The sequence below is a fragment of the Flavobacterium melibiosi genome (assembly GCF_048158545.1).
Taxonomy (GTDB): Bacteria; Bacteroidota; Bacteroidia; order Flavobacteriales; family Flavobacteriaceae; genus Flavobacterium; species Flavobacterium melibiosi.
Genome location: NZ_JBLNKU010000003.1, coordinates 55,926 through 75,782 on the forward strand (window position 1 = coordinate 55,926; position 19,857 = coordinate 75,782).

16 protein-coding genes and 1 pseudogene are annotated in these 19,857 nt (G+C 33.8%); 7 read left to right on the forward strand and 10 right to left on the reverse strand.

Going from position 1 to position 19,857, the window contains the following annotated elements:
* Positions 1–308: 308 nt before the first annotated feature.
* Both dnaK and ACM55F_RS04250 read left to right on the forward strand, forming a co-directional pair.
* Positions 309–2,195 carry a molecular chaperone DnaK gene (gene dnaK, locus ACM55F_RS04245; protein WP_416852476.1) on the forward strand — a complete coding sequence of 629 codons (1,887 nt, stop codon included), beginning with the start codon at positions 309–311 and terminating at the stop codon, positions 2,193–2,195.
* Positions 2,196–2,451: 256 nt separating this feature from the next.
* On the forward strand, positions 2,452–3,453 hold the full coding sequence (locus ACM55F_RS04250; protein WP_416852477.1) for an LLM class flavin-dependent oxidoreductase: 1,002 nt from the start codon (positions 2,452–2,454) through the stop codon (positions 3,451–3,453).
* A 199-nt stretch (positions 3,454–3,652) separates the two neighbouring features.
* Here ACM55F_RS04250 and fumC read toward each other — a convergent pair whose 3' ends face one another.
* Positions 3,653–5,050 (reverse strand): class II fumarate hydratase, encoded by a 1,398-nt coding sequence (fumC, locus tag ACM55F_RS04255; RefSeq protein WP_416852478.1) that lies wholly within the window; start codon positions 5,048–5,050, stop codon positions 3,653–3,655.
* A gap of 258 nt (positions 5,051–5,308) precedes the next feature.
* On the opposite strand from fumC, the gene ACM55F_RS04260 reads away from it, so the two are divergent.
* The gene (locus ACM55F_RS04260) at positions 5,309–5,479 is read left to right on the forward strand and encodes a hypothetical protein (RefSeq protein WP_143386564.1); all 171 of its coding nucleotides are present in this window, start codon (positions 5,309–5,311) and stop codon (positions 5,477–5,479) included.
* Positions 5,480–5,636: 157 nt separating this feature from the next.
* Here ACM55F_RS04260 and ACM55F_RS04265 read toward each other — a convergent pair whose 3' ends face one another.
* Both ACM55F_RS04265 and arsC read right to left on the reverse strand, forming a co-directional pair.
* The gene (locus tag ACM55F_RS04265) at positions 5,637–8,102 is read right to left on the reverse strand and encodes a TonB-dependent receptor (protein WP_416852479.1); all 2,466 of its coding nucleotides are present in this window, start codon (positions 8,100–8,102) and stop codon (positions 5,637–5,639) included.
* An 82-nt stretch (positions 8,103–8,184) separates the two neighbouring features.
* Positions 8,185–8,526 (reverse strand): arsenate reductase (glutaredoxin), encoded by a 342-nt coding sequence (gene arsC / locus ACM55F_RS04270; RefSeq protein ID WP_416852480.1) that lies wholly within the window; start codon positions 8,524–8,526, stop codon positions 8,185–8,187.
* Between the two features lie 105 nt (positions 8,527–8,631).
* Between arsC and ACM55F_RS04275 the strand changes: the two genes are divergently transcribed.
* Both ACM55F_RS04275 and ACM55F_RS04280 read left to right on the forward strand, forming a co-directional pair.
* Positions 8,632–9,579: a CPBP family intramembrane glutamic endopeptidase gene (locus ACM55F_RS04275; protein ID WP_416852481.1), complete on the forward strand. Its 948-nt coding sequence runs from the start codon at positions 8,632–8,634 to the stop codon at positions 9,577–9,579.
* Positions 9,580–9,585: 6 nt separating this feature from the next.
* On the forward strand, positions 9,586–10,632 hold the full coding sequence (locus tag ACM55F_RS04280; protein WP_416852482.1) for an AMP-binding protein: 1,047 nt from the start codon (positions 9,586–9,588) through the stop codon (positions 10,630–10,632).
* A 69-nt stretch (positions 10,633–10,701) separates the two neighbouring features.
* Here ACM55F_RS04280 and ACM55F_RS04285 read toward each other — a convergent pair whose 3' ends face one another.
* From ACM55F_RS04285 to lpxD, 5 genes are all read right to left on the reverse strand, one after another.
* On the reverse strand, positions 10,702–11,124 hold the full coding sequence (locus ACM55F_RS04285; RefSeq protein WP_416852483.1) for a DoxX family protein: 423 nt from the start codon (positions 11,122–11,124) through the stop codon (positions 10,702–10,704).
* A 129-nt stretch (positions 11,125–11,253) separates the two neighbouring features.
* Positions 11,254–11,853, reverse strand: coding sequence for a hypothetical protein (locus ACM55F_RS04290; protein ID WP_416852484.1), 600 nt, complete (start codon positions 11,851–11,853; stop codon positions 11,254–11,256).
* A gap of 245 nt (positions 11,854–12,098) precedes the next feature.
* A complete protein-coding gene (locus ACM55F_RS04295) occupies positions 12,099–13,748 on the reverse strand; it encodes a S41 family peptidase (RefSeq protein WP_416852485.1) in 1,650 nt (549 codons plus the stop codon).
* Positions 13,749–13,844: 96 nt separating this feature from the next.
* Complete coding sequence (locus ACM55F_RS04300) at positions 13,845–15,473, reverse strand: acyl-CoA carboxylase subunit beta (protein WP_416852486.1); 1,629 nt, start codon at positions 15,471–15,473, stop codon at positions 13,845–13,847.
* Positions 15,474–15,641: 168 nt separating this feature from the next.
* Positions 15,642–16,640 carry a UDP-3-O-(3-hydroxymyristoyl)glucosamine N-acyltransferase gene (lpxD, locus tag ACM55F_RS04305; RefSeq protein WP_416852487.1) on the reverse strand — a complete coding sequence of 333 codons (999 nt, stop codon included), beginning with the start codon at positions 16,638–16,640 and terminating at the stop codon, positions 15,642–15,644.
* Between the two features lie 227 nt (positions 16,641–16,867).
* On the opposite strand from lpxD, the gene ACM55F_RS04310 reads away from it, so the two are divergent.
* Positions 16,868–17,584: a L,D-transpeptidase family protein gene (locus tag ACM55F_RS04310; RefSeq protein WP_416852488.1), complete on the forward strand. Its 717-nt coding sequence runs from the start codon at positions 16,868–16,870 to the stop codon at positions 17,582–17,584.
* A gap of 135 nt (positions 17,585–17,719) precedes the next feature.
* Here the strand turns inward: ACM55F_RS04310 and prfB are convergent.
* Both prfB and ACM55F_RS04320 read right to left on the reverse strand, forming a co-directional pair.
* Positions 17,720–17,947 (reverse strand): annotated as a pseudogene (prfB, locus tag ACM55F_RS04315) (peptide chain release factor 2); the annotation flags it as partial.
* Positions 17,948–18,002: 55 nt separating this feature from the next.
* Entirely contained in the window at positions 18,003–18,236 is a 234-nt protein-coding gene (locus ACM55F_RS04320) for a helix-turn-helix domain-containing protein (RefSeq protein ID WP_416852489.1), read from the reverse strand.
* Positions 18,237–18,454: 218 nt separating this feature from the next.
* Here ACM55F_RS04320 and ACM55F_RS04325 point away from each other — a divergent pair, with 218 nt between their 5' ends.
* Positions 18,455–19,834: an RCC1 domain-containing protein gene (locus ACM55F_RS04325; RefSeq protein ID WP_416852491.1), complete on the forward strand. Its 1,380-nt coding sequence runs from the start codon at positions 18,455–18,457 to the stop codon at positions 19,832–19,834.
* The last annotated feature ends 23 nt before the right edge of the window (positions 19,835–19,857 follow it).

A 19,857-nucleotide genomic window follows, 5' to 3' on the forward strand; every position in this document is an offset into this window, starting at 1 on the left:
TAGCCCCGATAGCAATGGAAATCCTTTTTATTTTTTCTTTAAAAATAAAAAGATTACAATGAATAGCGGGAATAGCTCCCAAAAAGAATTCAGAATAACTCCAATCTTCGGTTATGCTTAGTGTCACAGAAAGAATGACAACTTCGGTTATAATGACAAACCCTCTAAAATGTCATGTTGTCAGATTTTTTCACGCCAATTTTAACATAAACTGACAATTTAAGGAGCTGTATTGCATTGGCACAAAGATTGACTTATCGACTTCGAGCTATTAAAATGAGTATATAATAAAATTAAATATATTAAAAATGGGTAAAATAATCGGAATTGATTTAGGTACAACAAACTCTTGTGTTTCTGTAATGGAAGGTAATGAAGCAGTAGTTATCCCTAATGCTGAAGGAAAAAGAACAACGCCATCTATCATTGCATTTGTAGAAGGTGGAGAAATTAAAGTAGGAGATCCTGCTAAGAGACAAGCGGTAACTAATCCAACTAAGACTATTGCTTCTATCAAACGTTTTATGGGTCATTCTTTTTCAGAAGTTTCTGCTGAAGCAAAAAGAGTTTCTTATTCAGTAGTAAAAGGGGACAACAATACACCACGTGTTGATATTGATGGTCGTTTATACTCTGCACAAGAATTGTCAGCAATGACTCTTCAAAAAATGAAAAAAACTGCTGAAGACTATTTAGGTCAAACAGTTACTGAAGCAGTTATTACTGTTCCTGCTTACTTTAATGATGCACAACGTCAAGCTACGAAAGAAGCGGGTGAAATTGCAGGTCTTAAAGTGATGCGTATTATCAACGAACCTACTGCTGCAGCTTTGGCATACGGTCTTGATAAAAAAGGTAAAGATCAAAAAATTGCTGTTTACGATTTAGGTGGAGGTACATTTGATATTTCTGTTCTTGAATTAGGAGACGGAGTTTTTGAAGTATTATCTACAAACGGAGATACTCACTTAGGTGGGGATGATTTTGATCACGAAATTATTGACTGGTTAGCTGCTGAATTTTTAACTGAAGAAGGTATTGATTTACGTTTAGATCCAATGTCTTTGCAACGTTTGAAAGAAGCTGCTGAGAAAGCAAAAATTGAATTGTCTTCTTCTACTGAAACTGAAATCAACTTACCTTACGTAACTGCTACAGCTTCAGGACCAAAACACTTAGTTAAAAAATTAACTAGAGCACAATTTGAAAAATTAACTGATTCATTAGTAAAACGTTCTATGGCACCAGTTGCTAAAGCGTTGAAAGATGCAGGTTTATCTGTTTCTGATATTGACGAAGTTATTCTTGTAGGAGGTTCTACTCGTATGCCAAGAATTGCTGACGAAGTGGAGAAATTCTTTGGTAAAAAAGCGTCTAAAGGAGTTAACCCTGATGAGGTTGTTGCAATTGGAGCAGCTATTCAAGGTGGAGTTCTTTCTGGAGATGTAAAAGATGTATTGTTACTTGACGTTACACCTTTATCTTTAGGTATCGAAACTATGGGTGGTGTTATGACAACTCTTATTGAGTCTAATACAACTATTCCAACTAAAAAATCTCAAGTTTTCTCTACAGCTGCAGATTCTCAACCAACAGTTGAAATCCACGTTTTACAAGGAGCTAGAGCAATGGCTGCTGATAACAAAACTATCGGTCGTTTCCATTTAGATGGTATTCCACCAGCACCAAGAGGTGTTCCACAAATTGAAGTAACTTTTGATATTGATGCTAATGGTATCATCAAAGTTTCGGCAACTGACAAAGGAACTGGTAAATCTCATGATATTCGTATCGAAGCTTCTTCTGGTTTAACTGCTGAAGAAATCGAAAGAATGAAAAAAGATGCAGAAGCTAATGCTGATGCTGACAAAATTGCTAGAGAAAGAGCTGAAAAATTGAACGAAGCAGACGGAATGATCTTCCAAACTGAAACTCAATTGAAAGAATTAGGTTCTAAATTATCTGATGAAAACAAAGTTGCTGTAGAATATGCATTAACTGAATTGAGAATGGCACACCAATCTCAAGACATTCCTGCAATTCAAACTGCTCTTGACAACATCAACGCTGCTTGGAAAAAAGCAACTGAAGCGATGTATGCTCAAGGTGAACAAGGTCAAGGTGAAGCACAACCTCAAGGGGATGCTGCTCAAGGAGACAATGTTGAAGACGTTGAATTCGAAGAAGTAAAATAATAATTTCCTGTAAAGACGCGATTCATCGCGTCTTTACATTGTATAAAGAAAACCGTTCGCCTTTGGTGAACGGTTTTTTTTATGGAATTATACGCGAAAGGGCTGTGTAATTCGTCGGGTTTGGTTTTTGATAGAGAAGCATTGTAGTGTGTCTTTATATATTCTAATTTTTATATCAAACATTATAAATCAATTAACACCGAAGAATTTAGGGCTTAAATGGAAATGATTATTTTTGTTTAAATAGAAAATTATAATGTCAAAAAATATTCCAGTCTCCCTATTAGAATTAGCAATAATTACCCAAGATAGCAATGCAAGCGAAACTTTGCAAAAAACAGCAGCACTTGCACAACTTGCCGACAGTTTAGGTTACAACCGGTTTTGGTTAGCAGAACATCATAATATGGCGCACATAGCCAGTACGGCAACGGTTGTACTGATTGGTTATATTGCCAGTCAAACTCAAAATATCCGAGTGGGTTCAGGTGGAATCATGTTGCCTAACCATGCCCCGCTAATTATTGCGGAACAATTTGGAACATTAGAAACACTGTATCCGAATCGGATTGATTTAGGGTTAGGAAGAGCACCGGGAACTGACTCGTTAACTGCACAAGCCATTCGAAAAGATTTCTTTGAACAATCGCAACGCTTTCCGCAAAATGTGACTGCGCTTCAAGAATTTTTCTCTGAAGATAATGCTACTGCAAATGTGCGCGCTTTTCCTGCCGAAGGGACTAAAGTTCCCATTTGGATTTTAGGTTCCAGTATGGATAGTGCCGCTTTGGCTGCTGCCAAAGGATTGCCGTATGCATTTGCAGGACATTTTGCTCCTAAACAAATGTATCAGGCGTTTGAATTTTATAGAGACAATTTTCAACCTTCGGAATATTTAGACCAACCCAAAACAATGGCGTGTGTCAATGCAATTGCCGCCGATACGGATGAAGAAGCCCGGATTTTGTCAACCAGTTTGACTCAGATGTTTCTGAATTTGATTCGGAATGATAGAAAACCATTGCAACCACCTGTAGATTCTATGGATGGAATAATGAGTGAAGAAGAACATTTTCATGTAAACCAAATGACTTCTTGTTCGTTTGTAGGTAGCAAAGAAAAATTAGCTGCTGAATTACAGCAGTTTATTGATTATACCCGTATCGACGAATTGATGATTACCAGTCCGATTTTCAATCATCAGGATAAATTGAAAAGCATTCGAATAGTGAAAGAAGTAGTGGACTCTATGAATTAAACATGAAATTTAGGGTGCTATTTTTAAAACTTAAATGAATTTATATTCCTTATATATTGAGTAATTTAAACCATATAAGGAATGTAAGTTCATTTAAAGAAAGCTCAATTATTTAATTTTGCTATATAAAGATAAATTTTAAAACAAGAAAACCTGCAACGTTACATTGCAGGTTTTACTTTATAGATCAAAAATAGGATTATTTCAAGCTTCCAACCATATCTTCCGGTTTAACCCAAGCATCGAAATCCTCTGGAGTTACATAACCCAAACGAACAGCTTCCTCTTTTAACGTAGTTCCGTTTTTATGTGCGGTTTGAGCAATTTCAGCTGATTTGTAATATCCAATTTTAGTGTTCAAAGCCGTAACCAACATCAATGAATTGTCTACCAATTCTTTGATGCGTTTGTAGTTTGGTTCGATACCTTGTGCGCAATGTTCGTCAAAAGACATGCAAGCATCACCTAACAATCTCGCTGATTGCAAGAAGTTTGTAGCCATCAATGGTTTGAAAACATTCAATTCATAATGACCTTGCATTCCTCCAACAGCAATAGTAACATCATTCCCCATAACTTGTGCGCAAACCATAGTTAATGCTTCACATTGTGTTGGGTTTACTTTTCCTGGCATGATAGAAGAACCTGGTTCGTTTTCCGGAATAATGATTTCTCCAATCCCTGAACGTGGTCCAGATGCTAACATACGAACATCATTGGCAATTTTATTCAATGAAACTGCCAGTTGTTTCAATGCACCATGTGATTCTACGATGGCATCATGTGCTGCTAAAGCTTCAAATTTGTTTTCGGCAGTAACGAATGGATGCCCCGTAAATTCAGCAATATATTCGGCTACTTTTACATCATATCCTTCTGGCGTATTTAATCCGGTTCCAACTGCTGTTCCTCCCAAAGCCACTTCTGATAAGTGCGCCAAAGTGTTTTTAACCGCTTTTAAACCGTAGTTCAATTGCGCTACATAACCTGAAATTTCTTGTCCTAATGTCAATGGCGTAGCATCCATTAAATGCGTACGACCAATTTTAACCACATTGTTAAACTCAACCGCTTTGGCATGAAGTGTATCTCTTAGTTTTTCAACACTTGGAATGGTGATTTCTACAACTGCTTTGTAAGCTGCAATGTGCATTCCTGTTGGGAATGTATCATTAGAAGATTGTGATTTGTTTACATCATCATTCGCTTTGATGAATTGCTCGCCTTCGCCAATGTTGAATCCTTTTAGAACTTGTGCACGATTAGCAACCACTTCATTTACGTTCATGTTACTTTGCGTACCTGAACCGGTTTGCCAAATTACCAATGGAAATTCATCATCTAATTTTCCGGCTAGGATTTCGTCACAAACGGCTGCAATAGCGTCACGTTTTTCGACTGGTAAAACACCTAAATCGCAATTAGCATAAGCAGCTGCTTTTTTTAAGAAAGCAAAACCTTCAATAATTTCTTTTGGCATGGAAGCCGATGGACCAATTTTGAAATTGTTGCGGGAACGTTCTGTTTGTGCTCCCCAATATTTGTCTGCAGGAACCTGCACTTCACCGATAGTGTCTTTTTCTATTCTAAATTTCATTGTGTTGTTATTTATAAGTATTAAGTAGTTTAGTAGATTTTTAGCCCCGATAGTAGTGAAAATCCTTTTATGCCGTCCCGAAACTTCGGGACGGCATAAAAGATTGCAACGAATAGCGGGATCAGCTCCAAATTCTGAGCCCAAAAATACGGATAATTCCCTTTTTATAAAAATTGATTGGTAGTTTTTGTTACTTTTTATTGGTAAGAAAAGGAATTAAACTTACATTTGTGGCTACATTCAAAAATTCCGGAAAACATGTTTGAATTTTCACAGTACTTAGGCTTTTTACTTTTCTTAACCGTTCTTACAATAGGATTTTGGTTAATGTTTTTTCTTGTTGGTTTCGTATCCTATTGGGTAGGAGGAGCGACTTGGGAAGCATACAAAGAGAAAAGAGCAAAAAAGAAGCAAGAACAATCAGTTTAATCTAATTGTTTCATAAAATAAGGACCCGTTTTTACGAGTCCTTTTTTTTATGCCAAAAAGGTACTCAGTAGCTATTTTTATAAAGAAGCGCGGCCATTAATTGCGAATCGTTTATCAGTAAATAAGAAAGGACCCGTTTTCACGAGTCCTTATTTTTTTATCCTTGAAATTCGCCTCCATCGCCATTTTCATTTTGATTTCGCTTAGGCTGTTTTTCTCTTTCGTTTTTCTGTTTGTTGAAACGGTACGTAAAGGATAGGTTAAACTGTCTTTCTCTCCATTGCATTTCTGAGTAAGAATTGAGTACACCGGGAAGATTTGTTTCCATAATTCTTTTTCTGGAATTGAATACATCACTTACATTAAAAGAAAGGGTTCCTTTGTCTTTCATAACATCTTTACTGAATGCTAAGTTGGCACTGAAATTTCCTAAAACAGTTCCTTGCGCATTCTTTTGCGGGGCATTATAAGTTGCGTTGGTTTGCCAGTCAATTTTATAGGGTAGTGATACTTTTGATGTTATGCGGGTAAACCATGACGTTGCTATATTGTCAAAATTCTGAACAACTTCATTATCATTAAAATCGATATACGTAAAATCACCTTGTGTTTCGTTTCTGAAGAAATTGAAGTTTCCATTTAATTTCCACCATTTATAAGGAGAATAATTTAAGGTAAATTCAAATCCAGCTCTGTATTCTGTGGCTAGGTTTATTGGTGAAGCAAAGATAATTGGTATTCCATTTATAAAATCACCAGATTCTCTTCTTGCAAATTGAAATACATCGGTAGTTTTGTTCACGTATAAGGAAGTGTTAAATGTCAATTTATCCCAACGTTTGATATATCCTAAATCAAAAGCATTAGTGAATGCGGGATCTAAATCAGGATTTCCAACAAAAATATTGATATTACTGGATAAATTGCTAAATGGATTTATCATTCTTCCTCTAGGCCTTTGAATTCTTCTACTGTAGCTTATGGAAGCACTGCTTTTATCAGAAATTTCATAAGTAAAAAAGGCGCTGGGGAAGAAGTTATTGTATTTTTTGGTATTGAAATCGTTAGTTGCTAATTGGTTGATTTCTATATTTGAATCTTCGAAACGCATTCCAAAAAGTGCTGAAAACTTATTTATTTTCACACCATACTGTGTATACAGTGCGTTCACTTTCTCTTTGTATTCTAATGTATTGGTGAAGTTTGGATTAATAACTCCATCGCTCTCTACTTGGTAGTCCGTAACTAATTTAGAGAAATCACCACGATACCCTGCTTCAAATTGGCTGCCTTTGCCTAATGGTAAAACATAATCTGCTTGAAGTAAATTTCTGTTTTGAGTTTGATTGTTTATCGTTTTGTCAAATAAAACTGCACTTGTATTGGTTGCAGTATCAGTAACTAAAGCGTTATTTTTATCATCATTGGTAGAAAACGAACCGTCAATAGTTAATTTGTGACCGTCTTTTTTGAAGTTTTTAGTGAAATTGGTTGCAAACTCTACGTTTTCACTTTTACTGTCTTCTTCGTTGATACGCGTTCGAGTATAGTCGTAAATAGCATCAGCGTTATAATATTTTTGGAAAACATTATCTGTGTTGTCACCATTATTTTTTCTGTAATTAAGCGTGTTAGTCCAAGAAGTGGATTTGTCCAAATACAACTCTATACCAAAATTCCCATTATAGCCTTTGCTTTGTCTCTCGTTTTCTCTATTTTCATCTACATAATTTCGAATCGAATTATTTGGATTTAAATAGTCAGTATTTGTTGTCATATTTCCAGGGTTGTTTCTGTAATTGTAACCCTGATTAGTGAAAAGATTAAAATTCTTTGATTTATAATTTAAAGTACCGCTTAGACCATAATTTTCAGGATAACCGGTAGAGGCAATAAAAGTTCCATTTAATCCAAGATTCTTTCCTTTTTTCAGAATGATGTTCAATAAACCACCCCCGCCTTCAGCATCATATCTGGCCGAAGGATTGGTTATAACTTCTACTTTTTCGATAGCATCAGCTGGAATTAATCGTAATGCCTCGGCTATGTTTATGGCATTTGATGGTTTTCCATCAATAAGCACTTTTACATTTTCGTTGCCACGAAGACTTACATTTCCTTCTACATCTACAGATACCGAAGGGATATTATCAAGAACATCACTTACAGTTCCTCCTTTAACCATTAAATCACTACCGACATTATATATTTTTTTATCTAATTTTATTTCGACAGTAGTTTTCTCAGAACGAATAACAACCTCATTCAATAGCGCCGCATCTTCATCTAAAGCAGTTGTGCCTAAATTACTATTTCCCTGAATACTTTTTTGTTTGATCTCAGTTGGTTTGAAAGAAATAAATTCAATTTTCACATCATAAATACCTGGTGTCACATCGATACTATATTCTCCTTTTGCATTTGTAATTCCACCTGCAAGTGCTTTTGGGTTTTTAGCATTTATGAATGTGATTGTTGCGTATTCTAATGGTTGCTTGCTCACTTTTTCAATTACTTTTCCGCTAACTTTCACTTTTTGTACAGGACTGGGTTGCTGTGCAAAATTTATTAGGCTTGAAAAAAGAAATACAAGCGCTAAGAGGGGTTTTAATTTTTTGGGCATTTTTGTAGTTTTAGTTTTTCTTTTTAGATTGTAGAAAACAGCTTTGGTTTAATTTGCAAATCATAAAAAAGTGTTAATTTAATTATAGAAAATCAGTTACATTATCTAGATCTCTTCCTATTATTGCTTTGTTTCCTTTTATGACAATAGGTCTTTCAATCAGAATTGGATACATCACCATTGCTTGAATGATTTCGTCATTCGTCATTGGTTTATTTTTGAAATTTTCTATCCAAATTTTCTCTTTTTGACGCACTAATGCTAGAGGTTCAAAATTTAGTTTTTGAATAAGACTTTTTAATTCATCAAATGTAGGAACGTTGTCAAGATAATTAATGACTTCAAATTCTTTTTCGGATTCTTTTATAAAAGCCAGGCAGTTTCTTGATTTTCCGCAACGCGGATTGTGGTATATTTGTATCATAAGTAATTTTTTGATAAAGAAAATGGAGTATTAATCTCGTTTCATAAGTGTAACAAAAGTAAAGTTTGTTACTCTAATTTTGATAATAATAAAAACAAAAAATCTATGTTTATTGAACAAGGGGTAAAGTCAGAAAATAAGTTTTGGAAGTATATTTTAGGATCAGTAATAATTATTTGCGCTTCTTTTTTAGGTCAGGCACCTTTACTAATTGCGTTGTTTTATGAAACACTTGTAAAAGGGAAACCATATCCTACTACCAATGATGATGTTATGCGTTTTTTTGAACCAAATTTGACTTTGTTTTTGATATTGATTTCATTTGTTTTTGCAATGCTTGGAATTTTCTTTGTTGTTAAATACATTCACAATCAAACGATGCTTTCCATAACTACATCCAGATTAAAAGTGGATTGGGGCAGAGTATTGTTTTCATTTTCTATTTGGTCAATTTTCATAATTCTATCAACATTGTTGTTCTATTTTTCGAATCCAAGTGATTTTGTGATTAATTTTAAACCCATTCCATTTGTAATTTTAGTTGTTATCGGGACACTATTAATTCCCATTCAAACCAGTACAGAGGAATATATTTTTAGAGGTTATTTGATGCAGGGTTTTGCCAATCTCGCTAAAAATAAATGGTTTCCTTTAATCATGACTTCTATTATTTTTGGTGCGATGCACATTTCAAATCCCGAAGTTTCTAAAATAGGGAATATAGTTTTAGTGTATTACATAGGAACAGGATTATTACTAGGAATCATTACCTTGATGGATGAAGGAATGGAATTAGCGTTAGGTTTTCATGCTGCTAATAATTTAGTTAGCGCTTTATTAGTGACTTCTGATTGGTCAGCATTTCAGACCCATTCTATTTTTAAAGATGTTTCGGATCCTTCAGCTGGTTTAGATGTTATATTGCCTGTTGTAATCATTTACCCAATCCTTTTATTTATCTTTAGTAAAAAATACAAATGGACAAACTGGAAAGATAAATTGACAGGAAAAATCGAAGAACCAGTACATTTTAATGATTTAAACTCAATATAATTACCAATGAATACAATTACTTATAAAAACGTAAACAATCATTTTAAACTGAATGGATTTCATTTGAATCGAAAAGATTTATGTAGAGTAGCATACAGTTTTATAAAAGAAGGTGAAGAGCATGAAAAATCGGTTGGAGATTTTATATTGGATTGGTTTGATAAAAAAAGCTACATCGAATTAAATACTTCCGGAACTACAGGTAGCCCAAAAATTATTCAAATGGATAAACAAGCGATGGTAAATTCAGCTTTAGCTACTGGCGATTTTTTTGATTTACGTCCCGGAGATAAAGCATTACATTGTTTGCCAACTAAATATATAGCTGGAAAAATGATGTTTGTCAGAGGCTTTATTTTAGGATTGGATATGGATTTTGTAGCTCCAACTTCACATCCTATGTTGCTTAATGAAACTAAATATGATTTTGTTTCTATGGTTCCTCTGCAAGCTCAAAATTCTTTAGCAGAATTAAAAAATGTAAAAAAAATGATTGTTGGTGGTGCTAAAATGAGCAAATCACTTGAAAATAGTCTTTCTAAATTAAGTACTAAAGGGTATGAAACGTATGGTATGACAGAAACAATCACCCATATTGCTGCAAAAAAAATAGGAGATAAGGCTTTCTCTGTTTTACCGAATATAAAAATTTCTCAAGACGATAGAAACTGTTTGGTGATTGATGCACCAAATATTTCAGAAGAATCTATTGTAACTAATGATTTAGTTGAATTAGTAAATGAAAACGAATTTGTTTTCTTGGGGCGTATTGACAATGTGATTAATAGCGGCGGAATTAAACTGATTCCCGAACAAATAGAAGAGAAACTATCAAATAAAATTCATTCAAGATTTTTTGTTACAGGAGTTCAGGACTCTACTTTAGGGGAGAAATTAGTGCTGATTATTGAAGGTGAAAAGCAACCTTTGGACGAAACTATCTTTGATGGTTTAGACAAATATGAAAAACCTAAAGAAGTCTTTTATGTTTCAAAATTTATTGAAACACAAAACGGAAAAATAAAAAGGAAAGAAATTCAGGAGAGCCTTTAATTAGTTTTAGGGTAACTAGACATAAAAAAGCATCCCGTTTGCAGAAACAGGATGCTTTTTTAGTTTTGATTATTGTTGCATTTTAAAATAGTAGTCTGCAGAATGTTTACCGCTTCCATAAAACAAGAAAAAGACACAGATACCAAGGGTAGCAAATGCTAACAATAAGTTTTGGGATTGCATTTCTCCCATAAAATTTACAATAACTGCTCCTATCAATATAGGTAATTGCGCTATTATAGCCCATCTGGTAAGTAAACCAAATGCAATCATTATTCCGCCAACCATATGTGCAGGTGCGATATAATGTATCAGAAACATTCCACCACCAATTTTGTCAATTGGAGATATTAAATCTTGTAAATATTGGATGTTTGTTATAAAAGAAATCCCTTTCATAAACAAAAAGACACCGAGTACTATTCGTACCAAATCCAGTGATAAATAAGTATGTGCATTTGCCCACTTATTTAAATTTTTTACGTTGCTCATAATACTAAAGGTTTAAAAATTATACACTAAGATACTAATTTTTAGTGATATATAAAGTATTCCGTAAAAAAACAAAATGTAGAATTTGTTGCTTTTAAATCATCTTTAAAATGAAATGTCAGGATAGTTTTATTTATAAAAAGAATAATTAAACTTTAGTCCAAGCGTATTTTCAGCATGCCCATGTGCTACGAAATTTGTTAAATTCAAGGATATATTCAGTTTGTATTTAGGAAAATATTTTCCTAAATATATTCCGGAACAAGAACCAAAACGTGTAGGACCATTGAATTCTGAAACAAAACCTAATCCAATTTTTGGGTCTTCGTCAGAAATTGCATAACCCACTCCGCTTTCAGCCCCTAAACACCAATTTGAATTTAAGTTAAATTGTATATTAGGTTTAATACAAAACAGACTGAAATTTTTATACAAAGCTCTTTCTTTTACGGGACTTTCAGGAGGTACATCCGGATGATTTTTTTTAGTAAACCGATAATCATATTCAGCTCTAACTCCAAACTCTGTTGTCGATGTAATCTTTTCTGCAACTCTTAGATTGATACCAATTGCAAGTCTGTGTGACCGATACATCTCTATATGAACGGGTAATGACAGATTAATTCCCGATTCTAATACAAATGAATTGTCTTGTTCTTTTTGTGCATATACAAACTGAACCATCATAAGCAACATTATACTTATTGTATGATCTAAAATCTTTTTCATTTTTTCTTGGGATTAAAATTTAACTTTTAGTAAAAAATTTTATTTAAAAAAAAATGATGATAAGTTGCAATTTGGGGTATTGCATTTACCAAATAATAATCAAAGATACAAAGAACATTTTTTTTAAAAACGCTATTAATCAGGTTTTTACTGAGTATTTAGTTGTTCTGATTCATTAAATTAAATTTATTTTCAATACACGAGAAGTCAGTCTCTTCAGTATCTTCTTTTTAAGTGAGCAATGTTTATTGGTTAAAGCGTTTTTCTGGCAGTATGATAAATAAAATAATAGCTGTTAAATTTTTTATTAAGTTATTTTTTTTTGAAATTTCTGAAATATTTGATTTTACATCATTAAGAATCCAATTCATTTCAGGATCATTTTCTTTTATTCGGTCTTCAAGTGTAGGAATTATTTCGATGTCAGGAAATATGCCACGACCTTCTGTAGCTGTTTTGAAGTGAGGAGCAATAAACATTAATCCAATGCGAATTTTGATATCAGTATTTGGCAATTTTACACGAGGCATAAATCCGGCAATAGTCCCATTATAGGCTCCGCCAGTTTCTTCACCAACAAAAAATGCTCTTTTGGAGCCTTTCAAATTAGAAGAAATAATACTTGAAGCCGAAAAACTTCCGCCATTGATAAGAACATAAATTTTTCCCTTGAAAGCATTTTTACTCACTTTATGCGGGGTAGTTTGGGTTGCATAGTAATTTTTACCGTTTTGGTTTTTATGAACAGTCAACAGTAAATAACTATACATTATCGGAGAAAAAATCGTTTTTAAAGCTTTAAACCCAAAAGAACCTCCATTAAAGTAAGCTCCTTTGAACAAGCTTGATTTTGAAACTACTTCAGATTTATCTAAAAACACAAAAGTAGAATCTGCTAAATAGGAATATAAATAGGCAATTTCAGTTACTCGTCCGCCTCCATTATTTCTCAAATCAAGGACAAGTGTTTTAGATTGGTAACCAGCAATTTTCGAAAAGCTTTCTTTGTAAAAAGTTTTATAATCACCAATTTTAAAACTTCTAATTTTAATTACAGCTATACTACTGTCTTTTTCTAAAAAGCGAAGGTTTCGATTGTAATTTTTTTCAACGGAATAATAGCCATTTACTCTTTTCTTTTTTCTATTTGCTTTCGATTTTGTTTTATCAATAGCAGCTAGTTTTTTTTGATTTTTTTTGAGATGTTTCCCAATAGTATCTTCTGCTTTTCTTCTGATTGTAATCGTTTTTAAACTGTCATTACATTTGAAATCAAAATTTAGACTATCCTTAATTCCGTTTTCATTAGTGAAAAATGTAGAAAAACGTTTGCCTGAAAAATGGGTTTTGAAAGTAGTATTATAACCGTCAGAGCTATAAAATTTGTTGTACTGCTTAATTAAATTGATTGGTTTTGTTCCATTTACAGCAATGACTTCGGTTCCTGTTTTGATGGTTTTGTCATAAGACTTGTTTTTTACGACATACAATTTCCCATCGAAAAGTTCAAAATCAAATTGTGAAAAAGGGCCTGTTCCTCTTTTAAGAAGTGCTTTGGTTTCCTTTTTTGTCATTAATTTGGTAGGAGGATAAACGGTTATATGCCCTTGACGAACAGCAGCAACCACAGGACTTAATTTTTTGTAAAAATTAAAACGAGTCATTGGTATTGTAATGGTCGATTTAAGACTGTCGAATTTATAATCTAAATCTTTCTTACTAATATACCAATATAGATTAGGATGCAAATCACGCAATTTCCTATAGGTGAAATCAACATCCGATTTTAACTTCTCTTCGGTTATCAAATCATTCAAATGTTTGTTGTGTTTTTTTATGGAAGCACAGTGAACAAAGAACAATAATGTAAAACCGAAGAGAATTATTTTTTTCATTTTTTTTTTAACTACAAATGTTTTGCCATAAAGACACTAAGCCGCAAAGTTTTTACTGAACTCGATGAATGAAACAGAAAATCTACCTTCTGCAATCTAAACCTGAATAACACCCAAATTAAATTTCTTTTCAATAGGCGAGTGGTTGGCTGCTTCAATACCCATAGAAATCCAAGTTCTGGTGTCTAAAGGATCAATTATTGCATCAGTCCATAATCTGGAGGCCGCATAATAAGGAGAAACCTGTTCATCATATCGTGCCTTTATTTTATCAAACAATTCCTTTTCTTTAGTTTCATCTACCACTTCTCCTTTTGCTTTAAGCGAAGAAGCTTCAATTTGTGCCAATACTTTCGCTGCTTGAGTTCCTCCCATAACGGCTAGTTCCGCACTTGGCCACGCAAAAATTAATCTAGGGTCATACGCTTTTCCACACATGGCATAATTACCTGCACCATAGGAGTTTCCTACAATAACGGTGAATTTTGGAACAACTGAATTCGATACAGCATTTACCATCTTAGCCCCATCTTTAATAATTCCGCCATGTTCTGATTTGGATCCTACCATAAAACCGGTGACATCCTGAACGAATACTAAAGGAATTTTCTTTTGGTTGCAATTCGCGATAAATCGGGTGGCTTTGTCTGCGCTATCGGAATAGATTACGCCTCCAAACTGCATTTCGCCATTCTTAGTTTTTACCACTTTTCGTTGGTTGGCAACAATTCCTACTGCCCAACCGTCAATTCTGGCATAACCGGTAATAATGGTTTGACCATAACCGTCTTTATAGGCTTCAAACTCGGAATTATCAACTAAACGATTGATGATTTCCATCATATCATATTGTTCATTACGAGCTTTTGGCAAAACACCATAGATTTCATTTTCGTCCAATGCTGGTTTTTCGGCTTTAATTCGGCTGTAACCAGCTTTGTCAAAATCACCTATTTTGTCAACTATATTTTTTATTTTATCTAATGCGTCTTTGTCATCTTTGGCTTTATAATCTGTAACACCCGAAATTTCACAATGCGTGGTAGCTCCGCCCAAAGTTTCGTTATCGATGCTTTCGCCAATGGCAGCTTTCACCAAATAACTTCCCGCAAGGAATATACTTCCCGTTTTTTCGACAATTAAAGCTTCATCGCTCATAATTGGCAAATAGGCACCGCCAGCAACACAACTTCCCATTACAGCAGCGATTTGGGTAATTCCCATACTGCTCATTTGAGCATTATTTCTAAAAATCCGACCAAAATGTTCTTTGTCCGGGAAAATTTCATCTTGCAAAGGCAAATAAACGCCTGCACTATCTACTAAATAAATGATTGGCAACCGATTTTCCATCGCAATTTCCTGCGCACGAAGATTTTTCTTTGCAGTAATAGGAAACCAAGCGCCCGCTTTCACGGTAGCATCATTGGCCACAACAATACATTGCTTTCCTTTGATATAGCCTATTTTAACCACAACACCACCAGATGGGCAACCGCCGTGCTCTGCATACATTCCTTCACCAACAAAGGCTCCAATTTCTATACTTCTGGCTTTGGCGTCAAGTAAATAATCGATGCGTTCTCTGGCAGTCATTTTACCTTCACCGTGTAATTTTTGGATGCGCTTTTCACCGCCACCCAATTTAACCAAGCTTAATTTTTGTCGCAATGCCGAAAGTAAAAGTTTATTGTGGTCTTCGTTTTTGTTGAAATTCAAATCCATGATGAAAGAATATTAAAAAATAGTTTGCGCTAAAATACAAAATCCAACTAAATAAAGGTTTATTATTTTAATTGGTTTAGAAAGAAAATGGAGCGTATGTTTGGTATTAAAACAAAAAAACAGAAGTTATCTCCTGTTTTTTTATGAATTTAATAAAAAAGCGATGATTTATTTTTTCGAATCATTTACGAGTCTTTTCAAAATTGCCCATTGTTTTAATGCATCACGAGCTTCAACGGCCGGATAGCCTAACATGGTTTTTCCTGCTGGAATATCTCCCGTAACACCTGAACCGGCACCTACAATGGCACCATCGCCAATAGTGGTGTGGTCTTTTATAGAAGCGCTTCCGCCAATAATGACTCCATTTCCTAGCGTTACTGAACCAGCCAGTCCGCTATTTCCGGCCATGATACAAAAACGGCCTAATTTACTGTTATGCCCAATTTGGACTAAATTATCAATTTTACAACCATCTCCTAAAACGGTAGAACTGAATTTTCCTCGGTCAACGCAAGTATTGGCGCCAATTTCAACGCTATTTCCTATAATAACATTTCCAATTTGTGGGATTTTAACCAAACCTCTTTCGGGATCCGGTCGAAAACCAAAACCATCTGCTCCAATTGTCGCATTGGGATGTATAATACAATCATTTCCTATATGACAACGCTCTCTGATTACTGCTCCAGACCAGATTACAGTATTTTTTCCTACAGTACATTCATCCAGAATAGTGACGTTTGGATATAGTGTTGTATTGTCACCAAGTACAACTTTAGGGCCTACATAGCACCCTGCGCCAATTCTAACGCCATTACAAATAATCGCTGTTTGGTCGATAACTGCAGTTGGATGAATATCAATATTAAATAACGGGGTTGGAGGTGCAAAAAGAGCTAAAATTTGCGACATGGCTAAATCTGCATTTTTTACCTTAATAAAAGCTCTATTTTCACCTGGTTCTATTGAAATATCCTCGTTTACAACTGCGACACAAGCTTTAGAAGTTGCCCAGAATTTTTCGTATTTTTTGTTTCCAATAAAAGAAATTTCAGATTCATTAGCTACTTCAAGTTGTTCAGGAGCAGTGATATTTTGGAAAGTACTTCCGACAATAACTCCTTTTAAAATTTCATTTATTTCTTGGATGGAATAGGATTTCATTAAGTGTAGATTTGAATTTGGTAATTTTATCAAATAAAGCAATTTAGAGTTAAAATTCCTAATGCTTTATTTATTACCAAGTTTTAAAATTCGTACAATAAAAATTGGGGTTAAACAGTATAATAGTTTTACGATAAATTTGCTACGTTTGTAAGTAAGAATACAATTCGAATTTAGAATGCTAACGGGATTTCTTACTAGCTATTAAATAATATACCCATAATAAAATGAATTTTTTAAACCGTTTTTTGTTTTTGTTTGCAATGTTATTTTTTTGTGTTAATCTGCAGGCCCAAACAAATACTACTACGATTAAAAATGCATTATTAATTGCTGCGCATAATAAAAGTAAGTTAGAAAACAGCGAACAATTATTGGTAGTGTACAATTATCAACCAGAAAATTATAGTGCTTTTTTTGTAGCCTTAGAGAAAAAAGAGAATCATTGGATTGTAAAACAGGAACCTATAAAAGTTGGTATTGGCAAAAATGGCTTTGCGTCGCCACTTAAAAAACGGGAAGGCGACGGCAAGTCTCCAACAGGAATATTTCGTCTAGGAAAATTATATACGTATGAAAAACAACTAAACACACTATTGGAAAACCAACAAACCACTGCCGAAGATAAATGGATTGATGATCCCAATTCAGAGGATTATAATAGGTATGTAAAAGGTGTTACCAATGCAAAATCGTATGAAAATTTATTATTAAAGACTGATGCGTACAAGTATTGTATGGTTATAGAATACAATACAAATCCAATTGTTAAAGGAAAAGGGAGTGCAATATTTTTTCATCTGGCTGTAAAAAAACCTTCTTTTACTACTGGTTGTGTTGCTATTGATGAAGGAAATATGAAGCTGATGGTAAGTTGGTTAGATCCCAAACGAAACCCAACAATTATTATGGGGAATTTTAATGTTTTGAAAAGCGGTTTGTAAAGAGTCTTTTTGTAAACGTCTAAAAAAAATAAGCTATTAAATTTAAAAATCCCCTCAGACTTTTCGATTAACGTATGTAGGGGGCTTTTTGTTATTTACGCTTATAATGGCTCACTGATTACTGAACAGTGTAAACTATTCTTCTTCCCTTTGTCCCATCATCATTAAATAGGCTTTCAAGAATTCGTCAATTTCTCCATTCATAACGCCGTCAACATTACTGGTTTCATAACCGGTACGAACATCTTTGACTAACTTATAAGGCTGCATCACATAATTCCTGATTTGTGAACCCCATTCTATTTTCATTTTCCTAGCTTCGATATCAGCGCGTTGTGCCTGTTGTTTTTTCAGTTCAATTTGGGTTTCCGTGATTGAAAGGTTGTAATTTTTTCACATTAATTCTGGCAAATCAATTTTATTCTTTAATATCGAAATTTACTAACTCACTAATTGAAATTTCTAATGCTTCACTTAATCTATAAAGACTATAAATAGTAGGATTTGTTCTACCTGATTCAATCCTTGAAATATTAGTGGTGTCAATGTTTCCTTGCATTTTTGCCACTAAATCTACTTGAGCCATTCCTTTTTCCAATCGTAGTTTTTTAATTCTTTTCCCCAACATTCTCAACAAATCTAACTTTTCCATTCTTGACATATTTGACAAGCCAAGAAATTGTTTATATTCGCTTCTTGTAATGCCATATATGACAACATTTAAAAAATGTTAACTAAAAATCTCATTATGATAGCTATCGGAACTTCCACAATTTATTTTAAAAATAAACTGTTGTTTACGGTTTTCCGTAAAGGAACTAAAAATCAACAATTTACATTTGCGGGAATAAATTAAACAAATCAAAATTTATGAAAACAAAACTATTTTCTCTTTTACTAATTTTACTATTAAACACACAAATTAATGCACAATGTATACAATCAATTAATGCAGGATCCTTCCACACTGTTGCAATAGATACTAATGGTTCTTTATGGGCTTGGGGCTTAAATAATTATGGGCAACTAGGCGATAATTCTACTATTAATAAAGATATTCCAACAACAACAATTTTTAACTCAAATGATTTTATGAATATTTCCTCTGGAACTACGCATAACCTAGCTGTAAAAACAAACGGTACTTTATGGTTTTGGGGTTCCAATTCTAATGGTCAACGTGGTAATGGAACATCATCATCTACTATTTCCCCGACATCAACAACCACTTTTACAGATTGGAAAATTGCTGCTGCGGGCAGCGGATATTCAGTTGCTTTAAAAACTAATGGAACATTATGGGCTTGCGGTTATAATAATACGGGGCAATTAGGAGTTGGTTCAACAAGTGATAAAAACGTATTTACACAAATTGGAAGTGATTCAAATTGGAAATCTATTGATACTGGTAGTGAACATACAATAGGACTAAAAATTGATGGAACACTATGGGCTTGGGGTTCTAACACATATGGCCGCTTAGGAGATGGCACAACGACCTATAAAACTATTCCAAAACGAATAGGAACAGACACAAATTGGCTATCAATTTCTGCTGGGTATGAACATACAATAGGCCTGAAAATTGATGGAACACTATGGGCCTGGGGAAGGAATTATTGGGGACAATTAGGTGATAATACAAATATCAATAAACTAACTCCAACACAAATAGGAACAGATACAAATTGGAAATCTATTTCTGCAGGAGGTTATCATACAGTTGCTATAAAAACTGATGGTACTTTGTGGACTTGGGGATACAATAATAGTAGTCAATTAGGAGACGGAACAACAATTGCAAAAAATATTCCAACACAAATAGGAACAGATACAAATTGGCAATTAATTTCAGCTTCAACTCATACTTTAGCTTTAAAGAGTGATGGAAATTTATTTGCTTGGGGGTTAAATAATGAAGGACAATTAGGAGATGGAACAAACATTAATAAAAGCGCACCGACTTCACCATTATTAACCTATTGTACTTCACTTGGAATAGAAAAAGTAAGTATAAAAGATAATTCATTTTCAATCTACCCAAACCCTGTTAAAGATATACTTCATATTCAAAATGTAACGAATCAAGTTATTGAAAAAATTATAATAACTGATCTTGCTGGTAAAAAGGTTTTGGAACAAAAAGGCAATTATAAACAGATAAATGTTCAACAGTTACAACAAGGAATGTATTTATTACAAGTTTTTTCAGAAGGGAAAAGTTCTCAATCTAAATTTATAAAACAGTAAAATTTCTAAATTAAAACCACTTT